Genomic DNA, 23,639 nt, shown 5'->3' with positions numbered 1-23,639 from the left:
CACCATATCCAGCACGGGCGCCCGAGGCCAGCATTTTGGAACCCGGGATGTCAAATCGTCTGATGTTTGCACGAATCTGATTCGGGAACGCCGGTCTGTCGGTACCCGCCGCGGGCCTGCGATCGATTGACAGGGGCCCGGCCCCGCCCCTTAATCCGCCGGCCCGAGAGGAGCCGACATGTCAAGCCGTCACTCTTATCCGCCCGCCAGGACCGGCGCCGCATCGTGAACCGGCATGCGATCAGGCTCGCCACCGCGCTGGTCGGGCTGGCCGGGCTGTGCGGCATCATCGCGCTGGTCGCCTCGCAGAACGCCGACGCCGTCCTGCGGCTGCTGCTCGGCGCCAGCGGCGGCATCCTGCTGGTGGTCGCCTTCCATCTCCTGCCGATGGCGTGCTCGGCGATGGCGTGGCGCGCCGCGATGCGGCCGCTGTGGTCGGCCGGGCCGGGCATCTTCCTGTGGGCGCGGCTGGTGCGGGAATCGGCCAACGCCGTGCTGCCGGTGGCCCAGGTCGGCGGCAACGTCCTGGGCGCCCGGGTGCTGGCGCTGCACGGCGCCGGCACGCTGCCGGCCGGCGCCGGGATGCTGGTCGACCTCACCCTCGAATTCCTGACCCAGATCCTGTTCTTCGCCATCGGCCTGGTGGTGCTGCTGCTGATCGGCGGCGGCGACGCGCTGGGCTGGGCCGCGCTCGGCCTCGGCATCGCGGTGCTGATGGGCATCGGCTTCGTGCTGGCGCAGCGCTGGGGCATGTTCCGGCTGTTCGAGAACCTGCTGGGCCGGATCGCCCGGCAGTTCGACTGGCCGGCGCTGGGCTCGCTGTCCGGGCTGCACGACACGGTGCTGACGATCTATCGCGACCGCGGCGCCATGGCCCGGGCGGCCGCCTTTCACCTCACCGCCTGGGTGCTCGGTGCCGGCGAGATCTGGCTGGCGCTGCATGTGCTGGGCGCCGAGATCGGCTTCGCCGAGGCCCTGGTGATGGAGAGCATCGGCCAGGCGGTCCGCACCGCCGCCTTCCTGGTGCCGGGCGCGCTCGGCATCCAGGACGGCAGCATCCTGGCGCTGGGCGTGATGTTCGGCCTGCCGCCGGAGCTCGCCTTGTCGGTGGCGCTGGTCAAGCGCCTGCGCGAGCTGCTGCTGCATGCGCCGGCGCTGCTGATCTGGTACCTCATCGAAGGCCGGCGCCTGTTGCGGTCGCCGGATGTTGCGCGCGAGCAGGCATGAAATCGATCTACACCCAGCCCCACACCTCCTGGACCCATCGCCTGACCCGGATGATGGTACAACCCCTGGTCGGCACCAGGGTCACGCCGAACCACCTGACCACCGGACGCCTGGTGACCGGCCTCGCCAGCTGCGCCGCCTTCGCCGTCGGCGATGCGCAATGGACCGTCTGGGGCGGGGTGATCTGGCTGGTCTCCTGCCTGCTCGACCGGGCGGATGGCGAGCTGGCGCGGCTCGGCAACAGCTCCTCGCCCTTCGGCCATCTCTACGACACGGTCAGCGACCTCGCGGTCAACGCGCTGATGTTCCTGGCGATCGGCATCGGGCTGCGCACCAGCTGGCTGGGCGAGGCCGGGCCGCTGCTGGGGCTCCTGGCCAGCGCCGGGGTGCTGCTGGCCTCGGTCCTGTCGACGCGGCTGGAGGCGGCGGGGGCGGTCGAGACCAAGGCCTATGTCGGCATCCTCGGCTTCGACTTCGACGATGCCCTCTACCTGTTCGCGCCGGCGGCCTGGTTCGGCCTGTTCCCCTATATCCTGATCGGCGCGGCGATCGGCGGGCCGTTCTTCGCCATCCTGACGGCGGTGCGCCTCCGCGCCGCACGGGCGGGAGCGGGGGCAGGATAGAGCGCCTATTGACACTCATTCGCAATCTCATCTACATCCGACGGCGACACACCGGAGCCGCCGACGCATGTACATCTGCATCTGCAACGCCCTGAACGACACTCAGATCCGGTGTGCCGTGGAGTCAGGGGCGAAGAACGCGGGGCAGGTCTATGCCGGGCTCGGCTGTGCGCCCCAGTGCGGCAAATGCGTCACCTCGATCCGCCGGATGGTGCACGAGGCCACCCGCGAGCAGGACGACGCGCCGGTCCTCCTCGCCGCCGAGTAAGCGGCCTCTATACGCCGCGCCGCCGCGGTGCTAGCCAGCCTCCCGAGAGAGTTCCGAAGGGGAGGCCGCGATGGCGGGGACCAGGCGCATCATCATCGACACCGATCCGGGCCAGGACGACGCCATCGCCATCCTGCTGGCGATGGGCTCGCCGGAGCTGGAGATCGCCGGCCTCACCACCGTCGCCGGCAATGTGCCGCTGCACCTCACCACCGCCAATGCGCTGAAGCTGTGCGAACTGGCTGGGCGCAGCGACATCCCGGTGGTCCAGGGATCGATCCGCCCCCTGGTGCGCCCGCTGGTCACCGCCGAAGCGGTGCACGGCAAGACCGGGCTCGACGGCTCCGGCCTGCCGGATCCGACCACCAAGCCGATCCCCGGCCATGCGGTCGACTGGATCGTCGACACGATCATGGCGGCACCGGAGGGCACCTACACGCTGTGCCCGCTCGGCCCCCTGACAAACATCGCCGCCGCGCTGGTGCGCGAGCCGAAGATCACGCCGCGGATCCGCGAGATCGTGTTCATGGGCGGGGGCTTCTTCGAGGGCGGCAACACCACCCCGGCGGCCGAGTTCAACATCTATGTCGACCCGCACGCCGCGCATGTGGTGCTGACCAGCGGCATCAAGCTGACCATGGTGCCGCTCGACGTCACCCACAAGGCGCTGATCTCCAGCGCCTGGCTGGACAAAGTGGCGGCGCTGGGCACGCCGGTGGCGAAGAGCGTCCACGGCATGCTGGATTTCTACGAGCGCTTCGACATGGAGCGCTACGGCACGGCCGGCGGCCCGCTGCACGACCCCTGCGTCATCGCCTATCTGCTGCGGCCGGAGCTGTTCGGCGGCCGCGACTGCCACGTCGCGGTCGAGCTGGCGGGCGAGCACACGCTGGGCATGACGGTGGTCGACTGGTGGGACATGGCCGCGAAATGGAACCGACCGGACGCGAAGCCGAAGAACTGCCGGGTGCTGCGCGAGATCGACGCCGGCGGCTTCTTCGAGTTGATCTACCAGGCGCTGCAGCGGCTGTGAGGTTTTCATGAGCGAGCCCCTGGAAAGCATCTTCACCATCGAGGCGGCGCCCCTGAAGTTCGGTGCCGGCGCGGTCGAGGATCTGGGCTGGGAGCTGAAACGCCTCGGCGTCACCCGGGTGCTGCTGGTCGCCGACCCGGCGCTGCACGACTTCGAGCTGGTCGACCGGGTGATCGGCATCATCCAGCGCAGCGGCGTCGGCGTGACCCGGTTTGAGGGCATCGCGGTCGAGCCGACGCTGGAGTCGCTGGAGCTCGCCGCCGAGGTGGCGCTCGCGGCGGAGGTCGACGGCTTCGTCGCGCTCGGCGGCGGGTCGACCATCGACACCGCCAAGGTCGCCAACCTGATCAAGCGCCATGGCGGCGCGATCATGGACTACGTCAACGCGCCGATCGGCGGCGGGCACAAGCCGCCGGGGCCGCTGTTCCCGCTGGTGGCGGTGCCGACCACCTCGGGCTCGGGGTCGGAGGCGACGACCGTCGCCATCCTCGACATCCCCGAGCTCAAGGTGAAGACCGGGATCTCGCACCGGCATATCCGCCCGAGCCTGGCGTTGGTGGACCCGGAGCTGGCGCGCACCACCCCGGCCGGAGTCACCGCCTCGGCCGGGCTCGACGTGGTCTGCCACGCGGTCGAATCCTACATCTCCAGGCCCTTCGACGCGCGGCCGCGCCCGGCCACGCCGGACGACCGGCCGCCCTATCAGGGCAGCAACCCGGTGGCCGACCTCTGGTCGCTGCGGGCGATCGAGTTCGGCGGCCGCTTCCTGGCCCGGGCGGTGGCCGGCGGCGACGACCTGGAGGCACGCGGCACGATGATGCTGGGCGCGACCATGGCCGGGATCGGCTTCGGCACCGCCGGGGTGCACATCCCGCACGCCTGCGCCTATCCGATCGCCGGCCTGAAGCACGTCTTCCACGCCGAGGGGTACAGCCACGCCTTCGTGCCGCACGGCTATTCGGTGATCGTCACCTCGCCGGCGGCGTTCCGCTTCACCTACGATTCGGCGCCGGAGAAGCACATCCGGGCGGCGGAGCTGCTGACCGGACGGCCGGTCGACGATCCCGGGCCGGAGAGCCTGCCGCAGGCGCTGATCGCGCTGATGCGGCAGGTCGGGGCGCCGAGCGGTATCGCCGCGCTGGGCTATGGCGAGGCCGACATCCCGGCCCTGGTCGAGGGCGCGCTGAAGCAGCAGCGCCTCCTGGTCGGCGCGCCGAAGCCGGTCGGGCCGGCCGACCTGGAACGGATCCTGCGGGAGTCGCTGGTGAACTGGTAAGGCCGGCGGGTTTTTACTGACTCTCCAACCCTATCCCGTCATGGCGAGGCGCGTAGCGCCGTGGCCATCCAGAGGCCGATGCGAGCGGCCCTGGATGGCCACGCCCCTCCGGGGCTCGCCATGACGGATTAGTGTTGCCCGTCAGTATCAAGCGGCGCGCAGCACCACCTCGGTCGGCACGTAGTTCAGGCCCAGGGCCTCGGCCACCGGCTTGTTGGTGACCTGGCCGGAATGGACGTTCAGCCCCTCGCGCAGATGCGGGTCGTCCAGACAGGCGCGGCGATAGCCCTTGTCGGCCAGCGCCAGGGCGAAGGGCAGGGTGGCGTTGTTCAGCGCCACGGTCGAGGTCCGCGCCACGCCGCCCGGCATGTTGGCGACGCAGTAATGCACCACGCCGTCGACCACATAGGTCGGGTTGTCGTGGGTGGTCGGCTTCGAGGTCTCGAAGCAGCCTCCTTGGTCGATGGCGACGTCGACCACCACAGAGCCGGGCTTCATCTTCGCGATCATGGCCCGGGTCACCAGCTTCGGCGCCGCGGCGCCCGGCACCAGCACCGCGCCGATCACCAGGTCGGCACCGGTGACGTGTTCCTCGATCGCGTCGACGGTGGAGTAGACCGTGTTCAGCTCGGCCCCGAACTGCAGGTCCAGCTCCTTCAGCCGCTGCAGCGACTTGTCGATCACCGTGACGCTGGCCTCGAGGCCCATCGCCATGCGCGCGGCGTTGGTGCCGACCACGCCGCCGCCGAGCACCACGACCTTGGCCGCGGGAACGCCGGGCACGCCGCCCAGCAGCATGCCGCGGCCGCCCTGGATCTTCTCCAGGCAATGGGCGCCGCACTGGATCGACATGCGGCCGGCCACCTCGCTCATCGGCGCCAGCAGCGGCAGGCCGCCGCGGGAATCGGTCACGGTCTCATAGGCGATGGCGACCGCGCCGGACTTCATCAGCAGCTCGGTCTGGCGCGGGTCCGGCGCCAGGTGGAGGTAGGTGAACAGCACCTGGCCGCGGCGCAGCATGCGGCATTCGTCCGGCTGCGGCTCCTTGACCTTCACCACCATGTCGGCGCGGTCGAAGATCTCCTGGGCGGAGGACACGATCTCCGCCCCGGCAGCGCGGTACCGGTCGTCGCCGAAATCGATCCCGGCGCCGGCATTGGTTTCGACGATGACGCTGTGACCGTGATGGACCAGCTCGCGGACGGAGCTCGGGGTCAGGCCGACACGGTACTCGTGGGTTTTGATTTCCTTCGGCACGCCGATGAGCATGTTTCCCCCGGGTTACGTTGTCGGCGGCCGCCCTGCGGGCGGCGCCTATATGATTCCTACATCAGCCGTGCGGAGAATGACATCATGTGCGCTGATGCAGATCGAAACGCCGGCGGCGACTATCTTGCTGCTGTCACTCCACGGGAGAGGAAACAGCTCGAATGATGTCCGAACGCGGCCGCATTTCACGATCCGCAGGCGATCTGCGCCCGTTTCCGCTTAAGCTGATCCGCTGGATCAAGCGATTCTCCTTCATTCTGTCGGTTGTCGCCGTGAACGCATGCACTCAGGAACCGGGCGCGCCGGCCGGCGGCGTCTACAACCTGCTCGTCGGCACCTACACGGGCGGAGGCAGCGAGGGCATCTACATCTATCGCTTCGACAGCAGCACCGGCAGCGTCACGTCGGTCTCGTCGGCGAAGGCGGAGAACCCGTCCTATCTCGTGACGAGCCGGGACGGCCGCTTCGTCTACGCCGTCAACGAACTGCCGGGCGACAGCGGCCCTGCGAGCCGGCGCGGCAGCATCAGCGCTTTCGGCTTCGACGCAGGGACAGGCACGCTGACCTTCCTGAACCGGGTGTCGGCGGAAGGAAACGACCCCTGTTACCTGAGCCTTTCGCCCGACGGCAAATATCTCGTCTCCGCGAACTACTCGGTCGCGGCCGACCCCGGCGGCAGCTTCTCGGTGTTTCCGCTCGCGGCCGACGGCCGGGTCGGCGCCGCCGTGCAGACCGTCCGTCACCAGGGCAGGGGGCCGGTGAGGGGACGGCAGGACAGCGCGCATGTGCACTCGGCCGTGTTCTCGCCCGACGGCCGGTCCCTGTTCGTGCAGGATCTCGGCGCGGACCGGATTTTCGAGTACCGCTACGCGCCGGACGGCGACCGCCGGATCTTCACCCCTGCCGATCCGCGCGACGTGCCCACAACGCCCGGATCCGGCCCGCGTCATCTGGTGTTCAGCATCGACGGACGCTTCGCCTATGTGACGAACGAGCTGGACGCGTCGGTCGGCGTGTACCGCTATCGCGACGGGCGCCTCACGCCCATCGAGACCGTGTCGATGTCCGAACCCGGCTTCAAGGGCAAGGTGGGCGCCGCGGCAATCCATCTGTCGCCCGACGGCCGCTTCCTCTATGCCAGCAATCGCGGCGACGCGAACGAGATCGTGATCTACGCGGTGGACGCCGACAACGGGCGCCTGACGCTGATCGGCCGGCAGCCGAGCCTCGGCCGGACGCCGCGGGAGTTCCTGATCGACCCGAGCGGCCGATGGCTGATCGCCGGCAACCAGGACAGCGACAGCGTCGTCGTGTTCCGGCGCGATGTCGCGACGGGCAAGCTCGATCCCGACGCGACGACGGTCCCGGTCGGGAAGCCGGTGGACTTCAAGCTGGTTCCGGTGCGGTAGCCTCGGTCTGGCCTGCGGCGATCCTGGAGGGGCAAACGACAAAACCGCCGCAAGGCGGTGCCTCCGGCGGTACGTCACATCCGTTCTGTCGTCCGCGGCGGGCCGCGGTCAGGGTGTCGTCAGAAGCCTTCGCGCTCGAGCCGCTTGCGCAGCATCTTGCGGGCGCGGCGAACGGCCTCGGCCTGCTCGCGGGCGCGCTTCTCGGACGGCTTCTCGTAGTTGCGACGAAGCTTCATCTCCCGGAAGATGCCTTCGCGCTGCATCTTCTTCTTCAGCGCACGCAGCGCCTGGTCGACGTTGTTGTCACGGACATGGACTTGCACGTTCTGCCATCGCTCCTTTCACAGCCGGGGTGATCCCGGTGCAGGTCTCAGTGGGGCGTGTCTTGTATCACGCGACTTTTTTCTTGCCAAGTCAGGGCAAATCAGGTTCGGCCATCAGCCGGGAGACGGGATCGTGACTCTGTTGAAGATCGTCGGCATGGGCCATCCCGTGCTGCGCCGAATCGCCGACCCGGTGGCGGATCCGGGCGATCCGGAGATCGCACGGCTGGCCGCCGACATGATCGAGACCATGCGGGACGCGCCGGGCATCGGCCTGGCCGCGCCGCAGGTCTACCGTCCGCTGCGGCTGATCGTGTTCGAGGTGCCCCCCGGACGGCAGGAGGAGGGCGAGCCGCCGGCGCCGGAGGGGCCGACCGTGCTGATCAATCCGGAGATCGTGCCGCTGGCCGAGGACAAGGCGCTCGGCATGGAAGGCTGCCTGTCGATCCCGGGCTTCCGCGGCCTGGTGCCGCGCTGGCGCCGGATCGGCTATCGCGGCCTCGGCCTCGACGGCAAGCCGATCGAGCGCGAGGCCGAGGGGCTGCACGCCCGTGTGGTGCAGCATGAGGTCGACCATCTCGACGGCGTGCTGTATCTCGACCGGCTGCGCGACCTGAACGATCTCGCGGTCGACGCCGAGGCCCGCCATCTCGCCGACAGAGCCTGAGGGAAGCAATCATGACCGACACGACGACCGGCGACCGGACGGTGGAGCGCGACGCCCTGCTGCTGGCGGTACTGCCGCATGTCGCCTTCGACGGCTGGACCCGGCAGGCGCTGCGCCTGGGCGCCGAGGACGCGGGGTTCGGCCTCGACGAGGCCGCCATCCTGTTCCCGGGCGGGATCGCGGAGCTGGCGGACCATCTGCACGGCTGGGCCGACCGGGCGATGCTGGAGCGGCTGGCGGAGGAAGGCGAGGCCTTCGAGAGCCTGCGGGTGCGCGAGAAGATCGCCCAGGCGGTGCTGGCGCGGCTCGATGTCCTGCTGCCGTACCGCGACGCGATCCGCCGCGACCTGGCGCGGCGAGCGCTGCGCCCGGTGTCGCGCCGGACCCTGCGCCAGCTGCACCGCACCGTGGACGCGATGTGGCGGGCGGCCGGCGACCGCTCGACCGACATCAACTACTACTCCAAGCGCGGCCTCCTGGCCGGGGTCTACGCCTCGACCCTGCTGGTCTGGCTCGACGACCGGTCGGAGGGGCAGGAGATCACGCGCGCCTTCCTCGAGCGCCGGATCGGCGAGGTGCTGGCCTTCGGCCGCCAGATCTCGGGGTTGAAGCGGCTCGGTGATCTGGCCGAGGCGCCGTTCCGGCTGGCCGCCCGGCTGCGCGAGGGGCGGGGAGCGGCGGCGGAGGCTGTTGCGCGCCGGGTGGGGTCGCGGGAGCGAACCCAACAGAGGGGGTTGCAGTGAGATGTTGGGGTCGCGAGGCGAACCCACCTACGGGTGATCCGTCTACTTCTTCCGGAACGCGTCCAGCGCCACGACCTTGGCGCCGTCGGCCGGCGCGGCCTCGGCCGGGGCTTTGGCGTCAGCTTCGGGAGCCGAATCCGGGGCCTCGGCGGCATCGGACTCTTCGTCCTCGGAGCCTTCCTTGGCGGACTGGAACTGCAGGGCGAAGTTGACCGACGGGTCGGCGAAGGTGGTGATCGCGGCCAGCGGGATCACCAGGCGCTCGGTCTTGCTGGAGAAGCTGAGCGAGACCGAGAACCGGTCCTCGCACACCTCGAGCCCGAAGAACTGGTGTTGCAGGACGATCGTCATCTCCTGCGGGTATTTCTGCCGCAGATAGTCCGGAATCGCGACCCCTCGATGATTGGTCACGAAGGTCAGGTAGAAGTGATGATCACCCGGCAGCCCCTTCTCGGCCACATGGGCCAAAGCTTCCCTGACCACGCCCCTGAGGGCGGATTCGACCATTCGGTCGTATCGGAGTTCGTCGTCCATCCAACCACACTAGACCGGGGCCGGCGGGTTGAAAAGGGAGACGCGCGGCAACCGGCCGCTCATGTCCGACATTCGGGCCGAGATTTCGGAGATAAACGGGGCGTTCTGTTGCTGGGTGCCCCTGACCCCACCTCGACGGGGCTAGCCGCCGAGGGATTGAGAGAGGACGCTTAGCTGCTTACGCAGCCGCGCGAACCTCAGCAAAGTTGTCGTTGGCAACTATTGCTATGGCCCGATAACGGCGGAACCATGCCGGACGAAAACCTTTTCTTTACTACACGCGTCGATCCTGTTTCGCCCCCGCACTCCGTCCAACACCGGAGATCTGGTGGAGGCGCCGGGTACCGCCCCCGGGTCCGCAGCGTCTATTCCAAAAGGCGTTTATCGTCATAGTCGGTTGCCCGACGCCCCTAAGATAGGGGTTCGCGGCCGCGGATGGAAGGGGGGGAGGCCGATCACAGCACGAAGTCGGCGGCGATCAGCCCGATCGTTCCGGTCAGCCTGATCTGGAAGTCGGATACGCCGTCGCCATTGATGTCGCCGCCGATGGTGGTGACGCCGTCACGCGTGACATAGCGCAGCTCGCCGGCATGGTGGCTGTACAGGGCCGTGCCGATGAAGCCGAAGGTCTGGTTGCCGGCAATGCCGGTGTGGGCGTCGATCGCGGACAGGTCGATCCTGTCCCCCGGGGCGCGGCTGAAATCGGTGATCAGATCGGCGCCGGCCCCGACCGGGCTCTGCAGCACATGAGTATAGGCGAAGCGGTCGGCTCCGGCCCCGCCGATCAGCTCGTCACGGCCCACGCCCCCGGTGAGCACGTCGTTGCCGTTCTCGCCCCGCAGCGTGTTGGCCAGCGAATTGCCGACGAGATGGTCGCCATGGGCGCTGCCGACGAGGTTCTCGATCCCGCCCAGCCTGTCCTGAAAGGCCGTACCGGTGCTGCCGAGGCCGGTGGCCAGGTTGACCGTGACCCCGACCGTGCTGTCGGCGTAATTGGCGGTGTCGGTTCCGGCGCCGCCGCGCAGCACATCGGCCCCGGCGCCGCCGCGAAGCAGGTCGTTGCCATGTCCCCCGGTCAGGGCGTTGCCGCCAGCGCCGCCGGTGAGCCGGTCGTCGCCGTCGCCGCTGATCGCGTTCTCGATCACCGTGCCGGCTGCAAAGCCGATGACGCGGCCGGCGATGGTGGCGGTCCCGCCGAGGAGGTCGATCAGCGCGGCGCCGGTCAGGGCCGCTCCGTTGATCGTGTCTGTCCCGCCGCCGTCGGCTAGCGTCCGGCGCGCCGCATCGGCGCCGACGGTGGCGAACTCGTCGGTGTAGACATAGGTGTCGTCCGGGCTGGCGGCGTCGCCGGTGAGGCGAAGGTTCCAGGAATTCAGGATCCCGGTGTCGCCGCTGACAAGGTCGCGGATGGTCAGCGTCCAGGTCCCCTGGCCGCTTTCGCCCCAGTCCTGGACGGTGCCAAAGGTGAAGGCGATGTTGTCCTGGCTGGATCCGTCGACGGCGTTTTCGCTCAGCCCAGGACGGTTCAGAAGGATGCTGTCGGTGCCGTCAGGCGACGTCAGGACGATCTGCAGATCGCCGATCCAGGTGTGGCTGATGTTCAGCGTCACCTCGACGCGGTCGATCTCGATGCCGGTGGCGATGGTCAGGCTGGCGGTCACGCCGTCTTCATCGCCATCCGGGATGGCGAGGCTGGGCGAGGCCGAGGCGGAGACGCTGATCTCGTTGGCGCTGGTGCGCGCGGTGCCGCTCCAGCTTTCGGCCAGGCGCACCGCGGCATGGGCGTCGACCAGGCCGAAGCCGATGTCGTGGTTGACCGTCAGCCCGCCGCCGTTCCAGTTGGTGGCGCCGTTGGTCTGGTCGTTCGAGGCGGCCGGGGCGGTGCGGGCGCTGTAGGCCAGGATCTCCTGCACGTCGCGCCAGCCGAGATTCGGATTGGCGTCGAGCATCAGGGCGACGATGCCGGAGACCATCGGTGCCGCGGCAGAGGTGCCGTTGAAGCTGCCGGTGTAATCGCCTGCGGCATAGCCGTTGCCGCCGACCCGGTCGGTGGTGACGATGGTGCCGGCGGAAGGGCTGCCCGGCGCCCCAACCAGGATTGTGGCGCCGGGCGTCGAGTAGTCGGAGATGGTGCCGTCCTGGTTGGTGGCGCCGACGGTGATGGTCCAGCGGTTGTTCTGGAAGCTGTGCAGGTTGGTGTCGTCGCCGTATTCGTATGCGTTGCCGGCGGACTGCACGATGATCGTGCCCAACCCGTCCCGCCCGTTCGCGGCTGCGTTGATGGTGGCGGTGCGGGCGGCGGCCCAGGCCGCACTGGCGAAATTGTCGAGGAAGGCAGAATTCGGATCGTCGAAGAAGGCGTTGCCGAAGCCCCAGCTGTTGTTGAGCACGTCGGCCTCGGCGGCCGCGTGGTTGCGCGCGTTCACCACCGCGCTCTGCAGCGTGTTGAGGTACAGCGGGTCGTAATAGGATAGAAGCGTCGCGCCATAGGCGATGCCGACGACGCCCGTGCCGTTCCGTTCCGCCGCGATGATGCCGGCGACGGCTGTGCCGTGATTGTCGTCGGCCGTCGCCGGCGCGCCGCCCGGACCGCCGGTGTAGGCGTTGAAGCTGTGCGTGGTATCGATGTTGCCGTTCAGGTCGGGATGGGCGAAATCGATGCCCTGGTCGTGCACGGCGACGACCACGCCGGCGCCGGCATATTCGTCCCAGAGGTTACCGAGATTGATGCCCCACTGGCCGGTGAGATGCCATTGCTGGGCGTAAAGCGGATCGGTCGGAGCCGGCATAACGAAGTATCCTGCAATGGAAATGGGAAAGCATGAACATAGCTGGGAAATGCGGCCGTTCTGCGAAGAACTATCTTAAACTCACGTATGTGGGGTTCACTGTCCGTCTGCGATGGCCGCACCAGCCCTTGGCCCCGCAGCCCGGGGCGGCTACACTATCTAGCAATTCCGTGACAGAAGCCTGACCCATGACGATCACCGCCGACCAGCGCGCCGAGCTGGACCAGATCCGCTCGGCCACCTTCGCCACCCGCCGCGCCACCGTGCCGGCGCTGGAGGAGATCCTGTTCGAGCCGCTGCCCGTGCTCGACCACGGATTCGTCCGCGTGATCGACTACATGGGCGACGATTCGGCGGTGGTGCAGGCGGCGCGCGTCTCCTACGGCCGCGGCACCAAGAAGGTGTCGGAGGACGAGGGGCTGATCCGCTACCTGATGCGGCACTGGCACACCACGCCCTTCGAGATGTGCGAGATCAAGTACCACGTGAAGCTGCCGATCTTCGTGGCCCGGCAGTGGATCCGCCACCGCACCGCCAATGTGAACGAGTATTCCGCCCGCTATTCGATCCTGGACCGGGAGTTCTACCTGCCGGCGCCGGAGCATCTGGCGGCGCAGTCCAGCCGCAACCGCCAGGGCCGCGACGCGGTGCTGGAAGGGGAGGAGGCGTCGCGGGTGCTCGACCTGCTGCGCGAGGATGCCGAGCGCTGCTGGCGCGACTATGCCTGGATGCTGAACGAGGAGATCGACGGGGCCGAGCCGGTCGACCCGTCCCGCCAGGGGCTGGCGCGCGAGCTGGCGCGGATGAACCTGACGCTCAACACCTACACCCAGTGGTACTGGAAGACGGATCTGCATAACCTCATGCATTTCCTGAGATTACGGGCCGATCCTCATGCGCAGTATGAGATCCGGGCCTATGCCGACGTGATGCTGGACGCGATGGAGCGCTGGGTACCGCTCTCCGCCCGAGCCTTCCGCGACTACCGGATGAACGCGGCCACGATCTCGGCGCCCGGCCTCGCCGTGCTGCGCCGCCTTCTGGCGGGCGAGGCGGTCGCCCAGCCGGACAGCGGCCTCAGCCCGCGCGAATGGCGCGAACTGATGGCGGTGCTGGACCGGCCGGCCTGACGCTCAGTTCCCGTCGGTCCGCAGACCGCGCTCGCGCGCGATCTGGGTAACATCGGCCTTGATGTCGTCGGCGTCGGTCGGCCAGGTCTGGGCCAGCAACTGGTTGACCAGCTGCTGCTGTGCATTCTTATCGCTGCCCAGCGCGTCGAGGGCGTTGTTGATCACGAAGCTGCGCGCATGGGCCGAGCCCTCGGCGGCATAGTCGTAGCCGACCAGGTCGAAGGTGGCCTGGACGAAGTCCTCCTGCGGCACCGAGTTGAGATAGGTCCCGATATCGGCGTCGATCCCGTCCCATTGCTGCATGGCGGTGCCGGAATCGGCGTTCGCGGCCTTGTTGGCGCGGGTTTCGATGCTCTGGGCGAAGGCGTCCCGGCCCTCGGGGCCCAGGGCGCCGGCGCCTTCCGGTGTCGGGGCGGGCACCGCCACGGCCTCGCCGATCTGGATGAGGTCGTCATCCGCGAAATTGTTGTGGGCCGTCATCTCGGCCCATGGGGAGCCGATCTGCTCCGACATCGACCATTGCGAATCGCCCTCCTCGGCGATCAGGAACCGCATGTTCGAGGCTTCGTTCGCATCGATGCCGTTCCGCTGCATCGCTTGCTGGACGGCGGCCTGCCACTGCTGCTGCTGCCCGGTGGGCACATAGGTCGTGACGCCGCCCTCGACCTTGACCATGCGCCCGTCCTTGTCGACCTCGATCGCCATTCCGGCCTCCATCCTCTCCACCCGGGGGGCGGCACCATAGACGACGGGTCCCTCCGGAAAGATGACGGTTCGGTGAAGATCTCGATCGTTTAGGCTTCTCCGACGAAAATCCTATTTCGGGTGTCTTCAGCCTTCTTTGTCATACAAATGAAATAACGGCGTCATGCAATTTTTCTAGGCTTTCCGACCGGTCCACGAAGGCGGCGGGAAGACATGCTGAAGCCGATCGAGCGCACTCCACGTCCCGCCAATCCGGTCCGGCCCAACACCGATCCGGAGTTCCAGGCGGCGGTGCGCCGCGCCCTGGCCGCCCGGGCGACGGCGGAGGGCCGCCCGCCCGAATCGCATGGCTACGAGACGGCGGGCCAGGTGCGCCCCGGCGACGATCTGATCCGGCTGGTGGGGACCGACGGCGTCGCCAACAACAGGCAGTTCCCCGATCCCGGCCGCATCCAGCCCGGCGACATCTACTTCCAGCCGGGAGCATCGCCGGTCAGCGCCCAGACGGAGGCGGTGATCGACACGGCGCTGGCCTATGACCGGGAGCACGGCACGAACGCACCGGACAGCCAGCGCAACTGGGACGCGGTCGAATCGGCGATCGCCGGGGAGCTGCGCCAGACCGTGCAGCTCGACGCCAACGGCCAGCTGAAGCTGACCGATGACCAGCAGCAGAAGCTGCAAGCGCTGAACAGCTGGGCGGTCGGCACCGACCAGCTGTCGATCGAGACGCAGCAGGCGCTGGCCAAGGTGGACAGTGAGGTCCAACAGACTTCGCGGACCACGATGCTCGACCAGAGCATCGCGGCGATCCAGGGCGATCTCGACAAGGTCAACGCCAAGCTCGACGACCAGAGCTTCGTCCGCAAGGGCTGGGGCTGGATCACGCCGGGCAAGAGCTCGGGCGAGGAGTTCCGCGACTTCCTGCAGGGCAAGCTCGACGACCTGAAGGAGATCAAGGCGGACGACACCGGGCTGCCGCAGGACCAGTACCAGCAGAAGGTGACCGCCGTCCTCGGGAATTTCGACCAGGAGTTCCAGGACCACGCCAAGGCGATGGAGGACAGCGACAAGACCTGGAACACCATCGGCGAGGTCGGCCGGGTGGTGGCGGCGACGACGGTCGGCATCGTCACCACGGCAGCCACCGGCGGCAATGTCGTGGCCGGATTTGCGGCCGGCTTCGGCACCTATGAGCTGATCGACGCCGCCGGCGACATCAGCGCCGTGGCCCAGGGCAAGGACATGTATGCCGACGGCCACAGCTCGATCATCGGCTTCGGCATGGATGCGGCCGGCCTCGACGGCGACAAGGGCGACGGCTGGGGCGTCAGCTGGGATCACAGCAAGGCGATGCTCAAGGACACGGCGATCGACGCGGTGTCATCGATCTCCACCGCCGGGGCGACAACCGCCGGCATGAAGGTCAGCGCCGCCGTCGGCACCCGGCTCGCCAGCACCGCGTTGCCGAATCTGGGCGCGCGGGTCGTCGCCACCTCGGCCGGCAGCACGGTCGGGCAGGTGGTGAACGGTACCGGGCAACTTGCCTCCGACGCCACGCGGCTGGCCTTCGACAACAAGCTGTTCACCGCCGAGGGCGGGCGGCAGATGCTGACCTCAGCCAAGACCCAGGGCATCTATCTGGCGACGGCGCCGGTGACGGGTGCCGTCTCGGGCGCGATCCCGATCCAGCGGGTGGTCGGCTCGGCCTCGACCGGAGCGACACAGGCGACCCAGCAGGCGACGACGCAGGCGACGCAGCAGGGCACGTCCCAGACGGTCCAGCAGGCGACGACGCAGGCGACGCAGCAGGGCACGTCCCAGACGGTCCAGCAGGCGACGACGCAGGCGACGCAGCAGGGCACGTCCCAGACGGTCCAGCAGGCGACGACACAGGCGACGCAGCAGGGCACGTCCCAAACGGTTCAGCAGGCCACGACGCAGGGAACCGGGCAGGCGGCCCAGCAGGGGGCCAGCCAGACGGCGTCGGTCTCGGCCGGCGCGGGCGACGTGACCCGCCTGTCGCGGCTGGGCGTGACCGCCCAGTTCGGCAACGACGTGGCCAGCAATCTCGGCGGCGCTGAGCTGGTGGCGCAGCTCACCGAAGGCCGCCACATGAACCGGGACGAGGCGATCTCGTCGGTGATGGGGGCGCTGCCTGGCACCGCCCAGAACGTCGCCATGCACCCGCAGATGATGCAGCGGATCGCCGACCGGCGCGACATGCTGCAGGCCAATGGCGGGATGAGGCAGGAGGCGGACGTCCCCAAGCTCTGGGGATGGCAGAGCAAGATCCCGGAGTTCCGCCTCGGCGCCCAGTTCCGGATTCTCGGCAACCCGGACATGGTCACGCAGTCGAACCTGCCGCAGTTCGGCCGGCCCACCCTGGCCTCCGGCGGTGCGGCCATCAGCACCAAGATGAACGTCAGGGCGCTCGGGCAGTCCGTCATCGACAGCCTGGTGATGGGGTCGACCAAGCCGTTCCGGCTGACATTGGGCCGTGAGCTGACGGTGTCGCAGCGGCCGCACGAATACCGCAACATCACGCTCAAGGAGGCGGGGATGCTGCCCGCCTCCAACCAGACGGTCTTCCAGATCAAGGGATCGACCGTGCTGAAGCAGGGCGAGCAGGCCCTGTTCGCGACCGATCCGACCCAGGTGAGGGCGGATTTCATGCCGACGCTGCAGGGCGTGCGCGACGTCGGGGCGCCGCGCGACGCGGACGGTAACGAGCTGCCCGGCAGCGTGATGGAACTGAGCTGGGGCGCGATGCTGCCCGACGCGCAGACGGTGACGCTCCACCCGGGCGAGATGGATCTGCTCGGCACCGTCGCCGGGCGCGACGCCCCCGTCGACGCCTTCGTCGCCGTGCCGGAGGGCGGCATCACCTTCACCAAGCTGATGGAGGAGCAGAAGGTCGGTATCCGGCCGCGCTTCTGGACCAACTTCATCCCCGGGCTGAAGCACCTGCCGCTCCTGGGCGCGGAGCGGCGGCCGGAGGACAACATCAAGGTCACCATCCCCGAGGGCACCGTGCTGTCGCGGCAGGCCTGGGACCAGATGCAGGCCACCTATGAGCGGCTGTCGATGCGGACCAGGATCGTGGTGGACGACGAAACCAGCCGGCTTCTCCTGGATTCGGAGCCCGATCTCGCGACCATCCGGGGCCTGGTCGGCGATGAGCGGATCGATCCCAGCACCGCCGTCTCCTACGTGCCCGGACGCTCCAGCGGCATGCGCCTGTCGGCGGTCACCGGCAAATACGCGGAGGAATATGTCGATCTGCTGACCGGCAGGGACTATCAGTGGCATCGCGATGCGGCGAATGCCGACTTCATCTTCAACGACCTGTACCCGACCGAGAGCATCCCCCTCCTGCCGGACAGCGTGGGCAACCCCGACCGGGCGCTCTCCAACGAGGCTTACCAAAACCGCATCAGCGCAGCCGAGTATGACAGACTCCAGGGGGATGCCGAGACGCGCCCCCTGCCGCGCTCGACGGAGCAGGACAGGACGCCGCTGGTGCGCGGAGTGCCGTCCGAGGTCAACATGTACCGCCGCCTGACCGGACCGATGGCTTCCTTCGTGGCCGAGGCGACGCGCTTCACCCTGTCCCTGAAGCTGCCGACGTTCAGCTTGCCCTTCCTTCCGGTCGCCGCTTCGCTCGAGTTCCGCGGCCAGGTCAAGATCGATCCGCCGGGCGTGTCGAAGGAGACGCCGCGCGGAGTCTCCCGCGCCGTGAGGGAGCGCGAGGACGTTCTCTACACCTATGCCGGAGGCGATGGCGGCAACCGGCACCTGACGGTCCCGAGCTGGCTGGACGCCTTCCTGAAACATGGGGAGCAAGGCCAGGGCGTCCTGTTCCCCGAGGGCGGCGCCGCCGCGATGAGGCAATATCTGGTGGACCTCGAAGCATCGGCGAGGACGGACCAGCAGCGCCAGGCGATCGCGGATTTCCGCGACGGCGTGCTGCCGAAGCTCGGCAACGAGATCCTGACTCCGCCGGACAGGATCGAGGCGATCCGCCAGTTCCTGGAAGGCCAGGCCGTGCCCGCCGGTGCCGCGCCGCGCATCCCCGAATGGGTCCCGGCCGATCCGATGCCGCTTTGGAACCAGAGCCGCCGTTCCGGCGGCAATCCCTGACCGGCCATCCGGTCAATTCCAGATCGGCCGGGTCAATCCAGGTCGATGACGGGCCGGCTGCACAGGTTGAGGCTCCAGTACTCGGCCTCGCCGCCGTCGTTCTGGCGCACCTTGACGTCGAAATAGCAGCCGCCGCGCAGGTCCTCGGTCGGGATCCGGGCGGAAGCGCCGGGCGCCAGCGGCGCTGCGCGCAGCCGGTTGTAGCCCCAGGAGCTCTCGAAATCGGGCGAGACGCGCAGATCCTCGATCGTGGCGCTGCGCCGGTTCTGGATCTCGACCGAATCCGGCAAGGCCTGGGCCGGCGCCGCGGCCGGAAGCCCGGCTGCGGCCGCGGCGAGGACCGCGATCCGGCAGAAACGTCGCATCACTCTCCCACTCCGAGGGTCGGCGCCGGGTCCGTCCCGGCACCGCGATTGCGCTCGTTATCGGATCGATTTGTGGCGAGGTGGTGACGCCGTGGCTGGTCACTCGATCACGATCCGGGGGGCGGCCGGGCCGGCGCCGGAGCGCAGCTTGGCCCATCCCCGCGCCGCGATCCCGCGATAGGCCTCGGCATGCGGGCTGTCCGGCGCCGAGACCACGATCGGGCGCCCGGAATCCGAGGTCTCGCGGATGCTGATGTCGAGCGGGATCTCGCCCAGGAAGTCGCAGCCCAGCTTCTCCGCCTCGGTTCGCGCCCCGCCGTGGCTGAAGATGTCGGTGCGGTGGCCGCAGTTCGGGCAGCAGAAATAGCTCATGTTCTCGATGATCCCGAGCACCGGGACATCGACCTTGCGGAACATGTTCAGCCCCTTGCGGGCATCGAGCAGGGCGATGTCCTGCGGCGTCGACACGATCACCGCGCCGGCCAGCGGCACCTGCTGCGCCATCGTCAGTTGGGCGTCGCCGGTACCCGGCGGCATGTCGACCACCAGCACGTCGAGTTGGCCCCAGTTGACGTCGCGCAGCATCTGCGACAGCGCCGACTGCACCATCGGGCCGCGCCAGATCATCGGCGTCTCCTCGTCGATCAGGAAGCCGATCGACATCACCTTCAGCCCGTAATTCTCCTTCGGGTCCAGGCTCTTGCCGTCGGGCGAGCTGGGCTTGCCGGTGATCCCGGTCATCCGCGGCATCGACGGGCCGTAGATGTCGGCGTCGAGCAGCCCCACCTTGAGGCCGAGGGCCGCGAGGCCGAGGGCGAGGTTGACCGCGGTGGTCGACTTGCCGACGCCGCCCTTGCCCGAAGCCACGGCGATGATCGACCCGATGCCGGCGACCGGCAGCTTGCGGCTTTGTGCCCCACCCGGCGCGGCGGGGCGGGGAGCGGCGCCGGGGGCTGCGCCGCCCGGGGCCGCCGGGCCGGAGCCGCGATGGGCGGTCAGGACCGCGGTGACCGAGAGCACGCCCGGGATCGCCGCCACGGCCTTCTCCGCGGCCTGGCGCAACGGTTCCAGGGCCGGGCCGCGCTGCGGATCGACCTCGATCGAGAACAGCACGTGGCCGTCGCGCAGGGTCAGGCCGGAGATCATGCCGAGGCCGACGAGATCGCCGCCGCGTTCCTCGTCCCGCACGCGGCCCAGCGCCTCGCGCACTGCGGCCTCGGTTACCGTGATCCGGCCTGTCGCCATGGTTGAACTTCCTGCCCTTTGTCCAATATGACAGGCTCCACAATTGCTGCCCGTCGCGCCGAGATATAGCATCCGGCGCCCGGGATGACAGGGCGGTCGACGGGGGAAGGGATCTGGATGCCGTGGAGTAATCAAGGCGGTGGTGGCGGCGGCGGCCCCTGGGGCGGATCACCGCAAGGCGGCGGACAGAATCCCTGGGGTCGTGGCGGCGGGCCGAGCCAGGCCGATATCGAGGAGATGATCCGCCGCGGCCAGGACCGGTTCCGCCAGGTCATGCCCAAGGGCTTCGGCGGCGGCCGCGGCATCTTGATCGCCATCGTCGTCATCATCATCGGCTGGCTCCTGACCGGCATCTACCGGGTGCAGCCGGACGAGCTGGGCGTGGTGCAGCGATTCGGCGCCTATGCCCGGACCGAGCAGCCCGGCCTGCGCTACCACCTGCCGGCGCCGATCGAGACGGTGACCAAGCCGTCGGTGACGACGCAGAACCGTATCGAGATCGGCTTCACCAGCGGCGAGGGCCGCGCGGCCGGCCGCGACGTGCCGGACGAAAGCCAGATGCTGACCGGCGACGAGAACATCATCGACATCGATTTCGTCGTGCTGTGGCGCATCTCCGACCCGGTCGCCTATCTGTTCAACATCAAGAACGCCGACGCCACCGTGAAGGTGGCGGCGGAGAGCGCGATGCGCGAGGTGATCGGCCGCACCGAGATCCAGCCGGCACTCAACGAGGCGCGCGGCCGGATCGAGCAGGACGCCCGGCGCCTGCTGCAGGCGACGCTCGACAGCTACGGCACCCCGGGCCGGCCCGGCGCCGGCGTGGTGATCGACCAGGTGCAGCTGCAGAAGGTGGCGCCGCCGCAGCAGGTGATCGACGCCTTCGACGACGTGCAGCGCGCCCGCCAGGACCAGGACCGGCTGCGCAACGACGCCGAGACCTACCGCAACGACATCGTGCCGCGGGCCCGCGGCGATGCCGCGCGGATCGTGCAGGAGGCCGAGGCGTATCGCGAGCAGGTGGTGGCCAAGGCCCAGGGTGACGCCGCGCGCTTCACCTCGGTGCTGCAGTCCTACCGGGCGGCGCCCGAGATCACCGCCGAGCGGTTCTACCTGGAGACCCTGGAAAGCGTGCTGAAGGGTTCGAACAAGATCATGATCGACGACGCCGTCGGTGGCCAGGGCGTGCTGCCCTACCTGCCGCTGAACGAGCTGATCAGCCGCCCGCCGGCGGCTCAGGCGCCGCGGGGAGGGCAGTGAGATGAACGCCAAGCTTGCCGCCCTCGGCGCCGCCATCGTCGTCGCCGGCCTGGTCCTGGCCGATTCCCTCTACACCGTCGGCCAGAACGAGCAGGCGCTGGTCCTGCAGTTCGGCGAGGTGGTGAAGATCGAGTCCGAGCCCGGGCTGAAGCTGAAGCTGCCGGTGATCCAGAACGTCCAGTTCTACGAGAAGCGCGTGCTGGACGTGGACCCGCCGGTCGAGCAGGTGATCCTGTCGGACCAGCGCCGGCTCGACGTCGACAGCTATGCCCGCTACCGCATCGCCGATCCGCTGCTGTTCTTCCAGTCGGTGCGGAACGAACAGACCGCCAGCACCCGGATCAGCAGCTTCGTCAACAATGCGCTGCGCAACGTGCTCGGCAACTACAACCAGCTCGACGTGCTGTCGGAACAGCGCGGGCCGATCATGCGGTCGATCCGGGACCAGGTCGAATCCAACGCCAAGCCGCTGGGCATCGAGATCGTCGACGTCCGCATCGTCCGCGCCGACGTGCCGGAAGGCACGGTGCAATCGGTCTATGACCGCATGCGCTCCGAGCGCGAGCGCGAGGCGGCGCAGTACCGCGCCCAGGGCGCCGAGTACTCGGCGCAGATCAAGTCGAGCGCCGACCGCGACCGCACCGTCCTCCTGGCCGAGGCGGAGCGCAAGGCGCAGGAGCTGCGCGGCCAGGGCGATGCCGACGCGATCAAGGTGCAGGCCGACGCCTATGGCGCCGACCCGCAGTTCTTCTCCTTCTACCGCAGCCTGCAGGCCTATCAGAACGCGCTGGGGTCGAGCGGCACCACCCTGGTGCTGTCGCCGAAGGGCGACTTCTTCAAGTACTTCAACGATGCCACCGGTCGCGGCCTGGTGCCGGCGGTGACCCAGCAGACCCCGCCGGGCTCGGGCAACAGCCCGGCCCCGGCCCCCGCGCCGGCGGCTCCCGAGACGCCGGCCCAGCCGGCGCCTGCGACACCGGGGAACCCCGGCTGATGCCGGCCACCTTGCTGCCGCGATCGGGTGTATGATGACAGGCGCCGGCCTCCCGAATGGGGCCGGCGTCGTGCTTTGAGCGAGGGAGAGCGTTCGTGACCAGACCGATAGCCCGCCGCCCGATCGCCGTCGCCCGCGCCGCGGGAGAGACCGTCCTGCTGCGCTGGGCCGCGACGGTGCTGGTCGTGGCGGCCATGCTGATGGCGGCGGCCATCCTCACGACCGGGGCGGCTCGCGCCGCGCCGGCGCCCGACAGCTTCGCCGACCTGGCCGAGAAGCTGGTGCCGGCGGTGGTCAACATCTCGACCACCCAGAAGGTCCAGGACGGCCAGGACCTGCCGGAGATGCCGCAGTTCCCGCCGGGATCGCCGTTCGACGAGTTCTTCCGCGACTTCTTCAACCGGCGCGGCCAGGGAGACCGGCCGCGGCCGCACAACGCGACCGCGCTGGGCTCCGGCTTCATCGTCCGCGAGAACGGCTACATCGTCACCAACTACCATGTGATCGAGGGCGCCGAGGAGATCACGGTCGTCCTGCACGACAACACCAGCCTCGAGGCCAAGCTGATCGGCCGCGACGACAAGACCGACCTGGCGGTGCTGAAGGTCGAGACCGACAAGAAGCTGCCCTTCGTCCAGTTCGGCGACAGCGACACCATGCGGGTCGGCGACTGGGTGCTGGCGATCGGCAATCCCTTCGGCCTCGGCGGTACGGTAACCGCGGGTATCATCTCGGCCCGCTCGCGCGAGATCAACGCCGGGCCCTATGACGACTTCCTGCAGACCGACGCCGCCATCAACCGCGGCAATTCCGGCGGCCCGATGTTCAACATGGACGGGCAGGTGATCGGCATCAACACCGCGATCTACTCGCCGTCGGGCGGGTCGGTCGGCATCGGCTTCGCCATCCCGTCGTCGCTGGCCCGCGGCGTGGTCGACCAGATCATCGAGTTCGGCCGCACCAAGCGCGGCTGGCTCGGCGTCCGGATCCAGTCGGTGACGCCGGAGATCGCGGAGAGCCTGGGCCTGGCGAAGCCGGAGGGCGCGCTGGTGGCCGGGGTTACCGAGAACGGCCCCGCGGCCAAGGCCGGGATAGAGACCGGCGATGTCATCCTGCAGTTCGACGGCAAGCCGATCACCGAAAGCCGGCGCCTGCCGCGTGTGGTCGCCGATACGCCGGTCGACAAGCAGACCTCGGTCCAGGTCTGGCGCAAGGGGGCCCGCAAGGACTTGCCGGTGACGCTGGGCGAGCTGGAGGCGGCGGAGGAATCCGGCCTCCTGGCCTCGACCACCGACAGCCAGTCCGACAGCGGCAAGCCGCAGGCGCTCGACGCGCTCGGCGTGACCCTGTCGGCGCTGACCGACGCGCTGAAGAAGCAGTATTCCCTGGCCGACGACCAGAAGGGCGTGGTGGTCACCGCCGTGACCGGCGGGTCGCCTGCGGCGGAGAAGGGGTTGAAGCCCGGCGATGTGATCGTCGAGGTCGGCCAGGCCGAAGTGTCGGCCCCGGCCGACGTCGCCAAGAAGATCGACGAGGCCCGCAAGGGCGGTCGCAAGTCGGTGCTGCTGCTGGTCGAAAGCGGCGGCGACCTGCGTTTCGTGGCCCTGCCGGTCGGGCCGGGCTGACGGTCGTCCGC

Annotated in this window: 20 protein-coding genes and 1 other RNA gene; 13 read left to right on the top strand and 8 right to left on the bottom strand. The window is 69.0% G+C overall.

Annotation, left to right across the window (positions count from 1 at the left end):
• Positions 1–225: 225 nt before the first annotated feature.
• The 5 genes from LG391_RS12475 to LG391_RS12455 all read left to right on the top strand — a co-directional run bounded on the left by LG391_RS12475 (position 226) and on the right by LG391_RS12455 (position 4,427).
• Positions 226–1,227, top strand: a complete 1,002-nt coding sequence (locus LG391_RS12475; protein ID WP_225768332.1) for a lysylphosphatidylglycerol synthase domain-containing protein — start codon at positions 226–228, stop codon at positions 1,225–1,227.
• On the top strand, positions 1,224–1,850 hold the full coding sequence (locus tag LG391_RS12470) for a CDP-alcohol phosphatidyltransferase family protein (protein ID WP_225768331.1): 627 nt from the start codon (positions 1,224–1,226) through the stop codon (positions 1,848–1,850). The genes LG391_RS12475 and LG391_RS12470 overlap by 4 nt, the downstream gene beginning before the upstream one ends.
• Before the next feature lie 67 nt (positions 1,851–1,917).
• Positions 1,918–2,118 (top strand): bacterioferritin-associated ferredoxin, encoded by a 201-nt coding sequence (locus LG391_RS12465; protein WP_225768330.1) that lies wholly within the window; start codon positions 1,918–1,920, stop codon positions 2,116–2,118.
• A gap of 70 nt (positions 2,119–2,188) precedes the next feature.
• Positions 2,189–3,151 (top strand): nucleoside hydrolase, encoded by a 963-nt coding sequence (locus tag LG391_RS12460; RefSeq protein WP_225768329.1) that lies wholly within the window; start codon positions 2,189–2,191, stop codon positions 3,149–3,151.
• 7 nt (positions 3,152–3,158) lie between these two features.
• A complete protein-coding gene (locus LG391_RS12455) occupies positions 3,159–4,427 on the top strand; it encodes a hydroxyacid-oxoacid transhydrogenase (RefSeq protein WP_225768328.1) in 1,269 nt (422 codons plus the stop codon).
• Between the two features lie 147 nt (positions 4,428–4,574).
• On the opposite strand, the gene ald is transcribed toward LG391_RS12455, so the two are convergent.
• Positions 4,575–5,696, bottom strand: a complete 1,122-nt coding sequence (gene ald, locus LG391_RS12450) for an alanine dehydrogenase (protein ID WP_225768327.1) — start codon at positions 5,694–5,696, stop codon at positions 4,575–4,577.
• 161 nt (positions 5,697–5,857) lie between these two features.
• Here ald and LG391_RS12445 point away from each other — a divergent pair, with 161 nt between their 5' ends.
• A complete protein-coding gene (locus LG391_RS12445; RefSeq protein WP_225768326.1) occupies positions 5,858–7,105 on the top strand; it encodes a lactonase family protein in 1,248 nt (415 codons plus the stop codon).
• Positions 7,106–7,224: 119 nt separating this feature from the next.
• Here LG391_RS12445 and rpsU read toward each other — a convergent pair whose 3' ends face one another.
• The gene (gene rpsU / locus LG391_RS12440) at positions 7,225–7,428 is read right to left on the bottom strand and encodes a 30S ribosomal protein S21 (RefSeq protein ID WP_026873525.1); all 204 of its coding nucleotides are present in this window, start codon (positions 7,426–7,428) and stop codon (positions 7,225–7,227) included.
• 133 nt (positions 7,429–7,561) lie between these two features.
• On the opposite strand from rpsU, the gene def reads away from it, so the two are divergent.
• On the top strand, positions 7,562–8,095 hold the full coding sequence (def, locus tag LG391_RS12435) for a peptide deformylase (RefSeq protein WP_225768325.1): 534 nt from the start codon (positions 7,562–7,564) through the stop codon (positions 8,093–8,095).
• Positions 8,096–8,106: 11 nt separating this feature from the next.
• The gene (locus LG391_RS12430) at positions 8,107–8,838 is read left to right on the top strand and encodes a COQ9 family protein (RefSeq protein ID WP_225768324.1); all 732 of its coding nucleotides are present in this window, start codon (positions 8,107–8,109) and stop codon (positions 8,836–8,838) included.
• A gap of 42 nt (positions 8,839–8,880) precedes the next feature.
• Here LG391_RS12430 and LG391_RS12425 read toward each other — a convergent pair whose 3' ends face one another.
• The 3 genes from LG391_RS12425 to LG391_RS12415 all read right to left on the bottom strand — a co-directional run bounded on the left by LG391_RS12425 (position 8,881) and on the right by LG391_RS12415 (position 12,161).
• On the bottom strand, positions 8,881–9,345 hold the full coding sequence (locus LG391_RS12425; protein WP_225768323.1) for an SspB family protein: 465 nt from the start codon (positions 9,343–9,345) through the stop codon (positions 8,881–8,883).
• 120 nt (positions 9,346–9,465) lie between these two features.
• Positions 9,466–9,817: a transfer-messenger RNA gene (gene ssrA, locus LG391_RS12420) on the bottom strand.
• Positions 9,818–9,827: 10 nt separating this feature from the next.
• Positions 9,828–12,161, bottom strand: a complete 2,334-nt coding sequence (locus tag LG391_RS12415; protein WP_225768322.1) for a S8 family serine peptidase — start codon at positions 12,159–12,161, stop codon at positions 9,828–9,830.
• A gap of 188 nt (positions 12,162–12,349) precedes the next feature.
• Here LG391_RS12415 and thyX point away from each other — a divergent pair, with 188 nt between their 5' ends.
• Positions 12,350–13,291 (top strand): FAD-dependent thymidylate synthase, encoded by a 942-nt coding sequence (gene thyX, locus LG391_RS12410; protein ID WP_225768321.1) that lies wholly within the window; start codon positions 12,350–12,352, stop codon positions 13,289–13,291.
• A gap of 3 nt (positions 13,292–13,294) precedes the next feature.
• Here thyX and LG391_RS12405 read toward each other — a convergent pair whose 3' ends face one another.
• Positions 13,295–13,996: a hypothetical protein gene (locus tag LG391_RS12405; protein WP_225768320.1), complete on the bottom strand. Its 702-nt coding sequence runs from the start codon at positions 13,994–13,996 to the stop codon at positions 13,295–13,297.
• A gap of 213 nt (positions 13,997–14,209) precedes the next feature.
• Between LG391_RS12405 and LG391_RS12400 the strand changes: the two genes are divergently transcribed.
• Complete coding sequence (locus tag LG391_RS12400) at positions 14,210–18,139, top strand: hypothetical protein (RefSeq protein ID WP_225768319.1); 3,930 nt, start codon at positions 14,210–14,212, stop codon at positions 18,137–18,139.
• A 32-nt stretch (positions 18,140–18,171) separates the two neighbouring features.
• On the opposite strand, the gene LG391_RS12395 is transcribed toward LG391_RS12400, so the two are convergent.
• On the bottom strand, positions 18,172–18,504 hold the full coding sequence (locus LG391_RS12395) for a hypothetical protein (RefSeq protein WP_225768318.1): 333 nt from the start codon (positions 18,502–18,504) through the stop codon (positions 18,172–18,174).
• Positions 18,505–18,603: 99 nt separating this feature from the next.
• A complete protein-coding gene (gene apbC, locus LG391_RS12390; protein ID WP_225768317.1) occupies positions 18,604–19,749 on the bottom strand; it encodes an iron-sulfur cluster carrier protein ApbC in 1,146 nt (381 codons plus the stop codon).
• A 117-nt stretch (positions 19,750–19,866) separates the two neighbouring features.
• Between apbC and hflK the strand changes: the two genes are divergently transcribed.
• The 3 genes from hflK to LG391_RS12375 are packed head-to-tail and all read left to right on the top strand — an operon-like array spanning position 19,867 to position 23,628.
• Entirely contained in the window at positions 19,867–21,009 is a 1,143-nt protein-coding gene (hflK, locus tag LG391_RS12385; protein WP_225768316.1) for an FtsH protease activity modulator HflK, read from the top strand.
• A 1-nt stretch (position 21,010) separates the two neighbouring features.
• The gene (gene hflC / locus LG391_RS12380; protein ID WP_225768315.1) at positions 21,011–22,003 is read left to right on the top strand and encodes a protease modulator HflC; all 993 of its coding nucleotides are present in this window, start codon (positions 21,011–21,013) and stop codon (positions 22,001–22,003) included.
• Positions 22,004–22,059: 56 nt separating this feature from the next.
• The gene (locus LG391_RS12375) at positions 22,060–23,628 is read left to right on the top strand and encodes a DegQ family serine endoprotease (protein WP_374200742.1); all 1,569 of its coding nucleotides are present in this window, start codon (positions 22,060–22,062) and stop codon (positions 23,626–23,628) included.
• The last annotated feature ends 11 nt before the right edge of the window (positions 23,629–23,639 follow it).

The organism is Inquilinus sp. Marseille-Q2685, from assembly GCF_916619195.1.
Lineage (GTDB): Bacteria > Pseudomonadota > Alphaproteobacteria > DSM-16000 > Inquilinaceae > Inquilinus.
The sequence above is the reverse complement of the archived record's forward strand: the minus strand, read 5'-3'. Positions and strand labels throughout refer to the sequence as shown.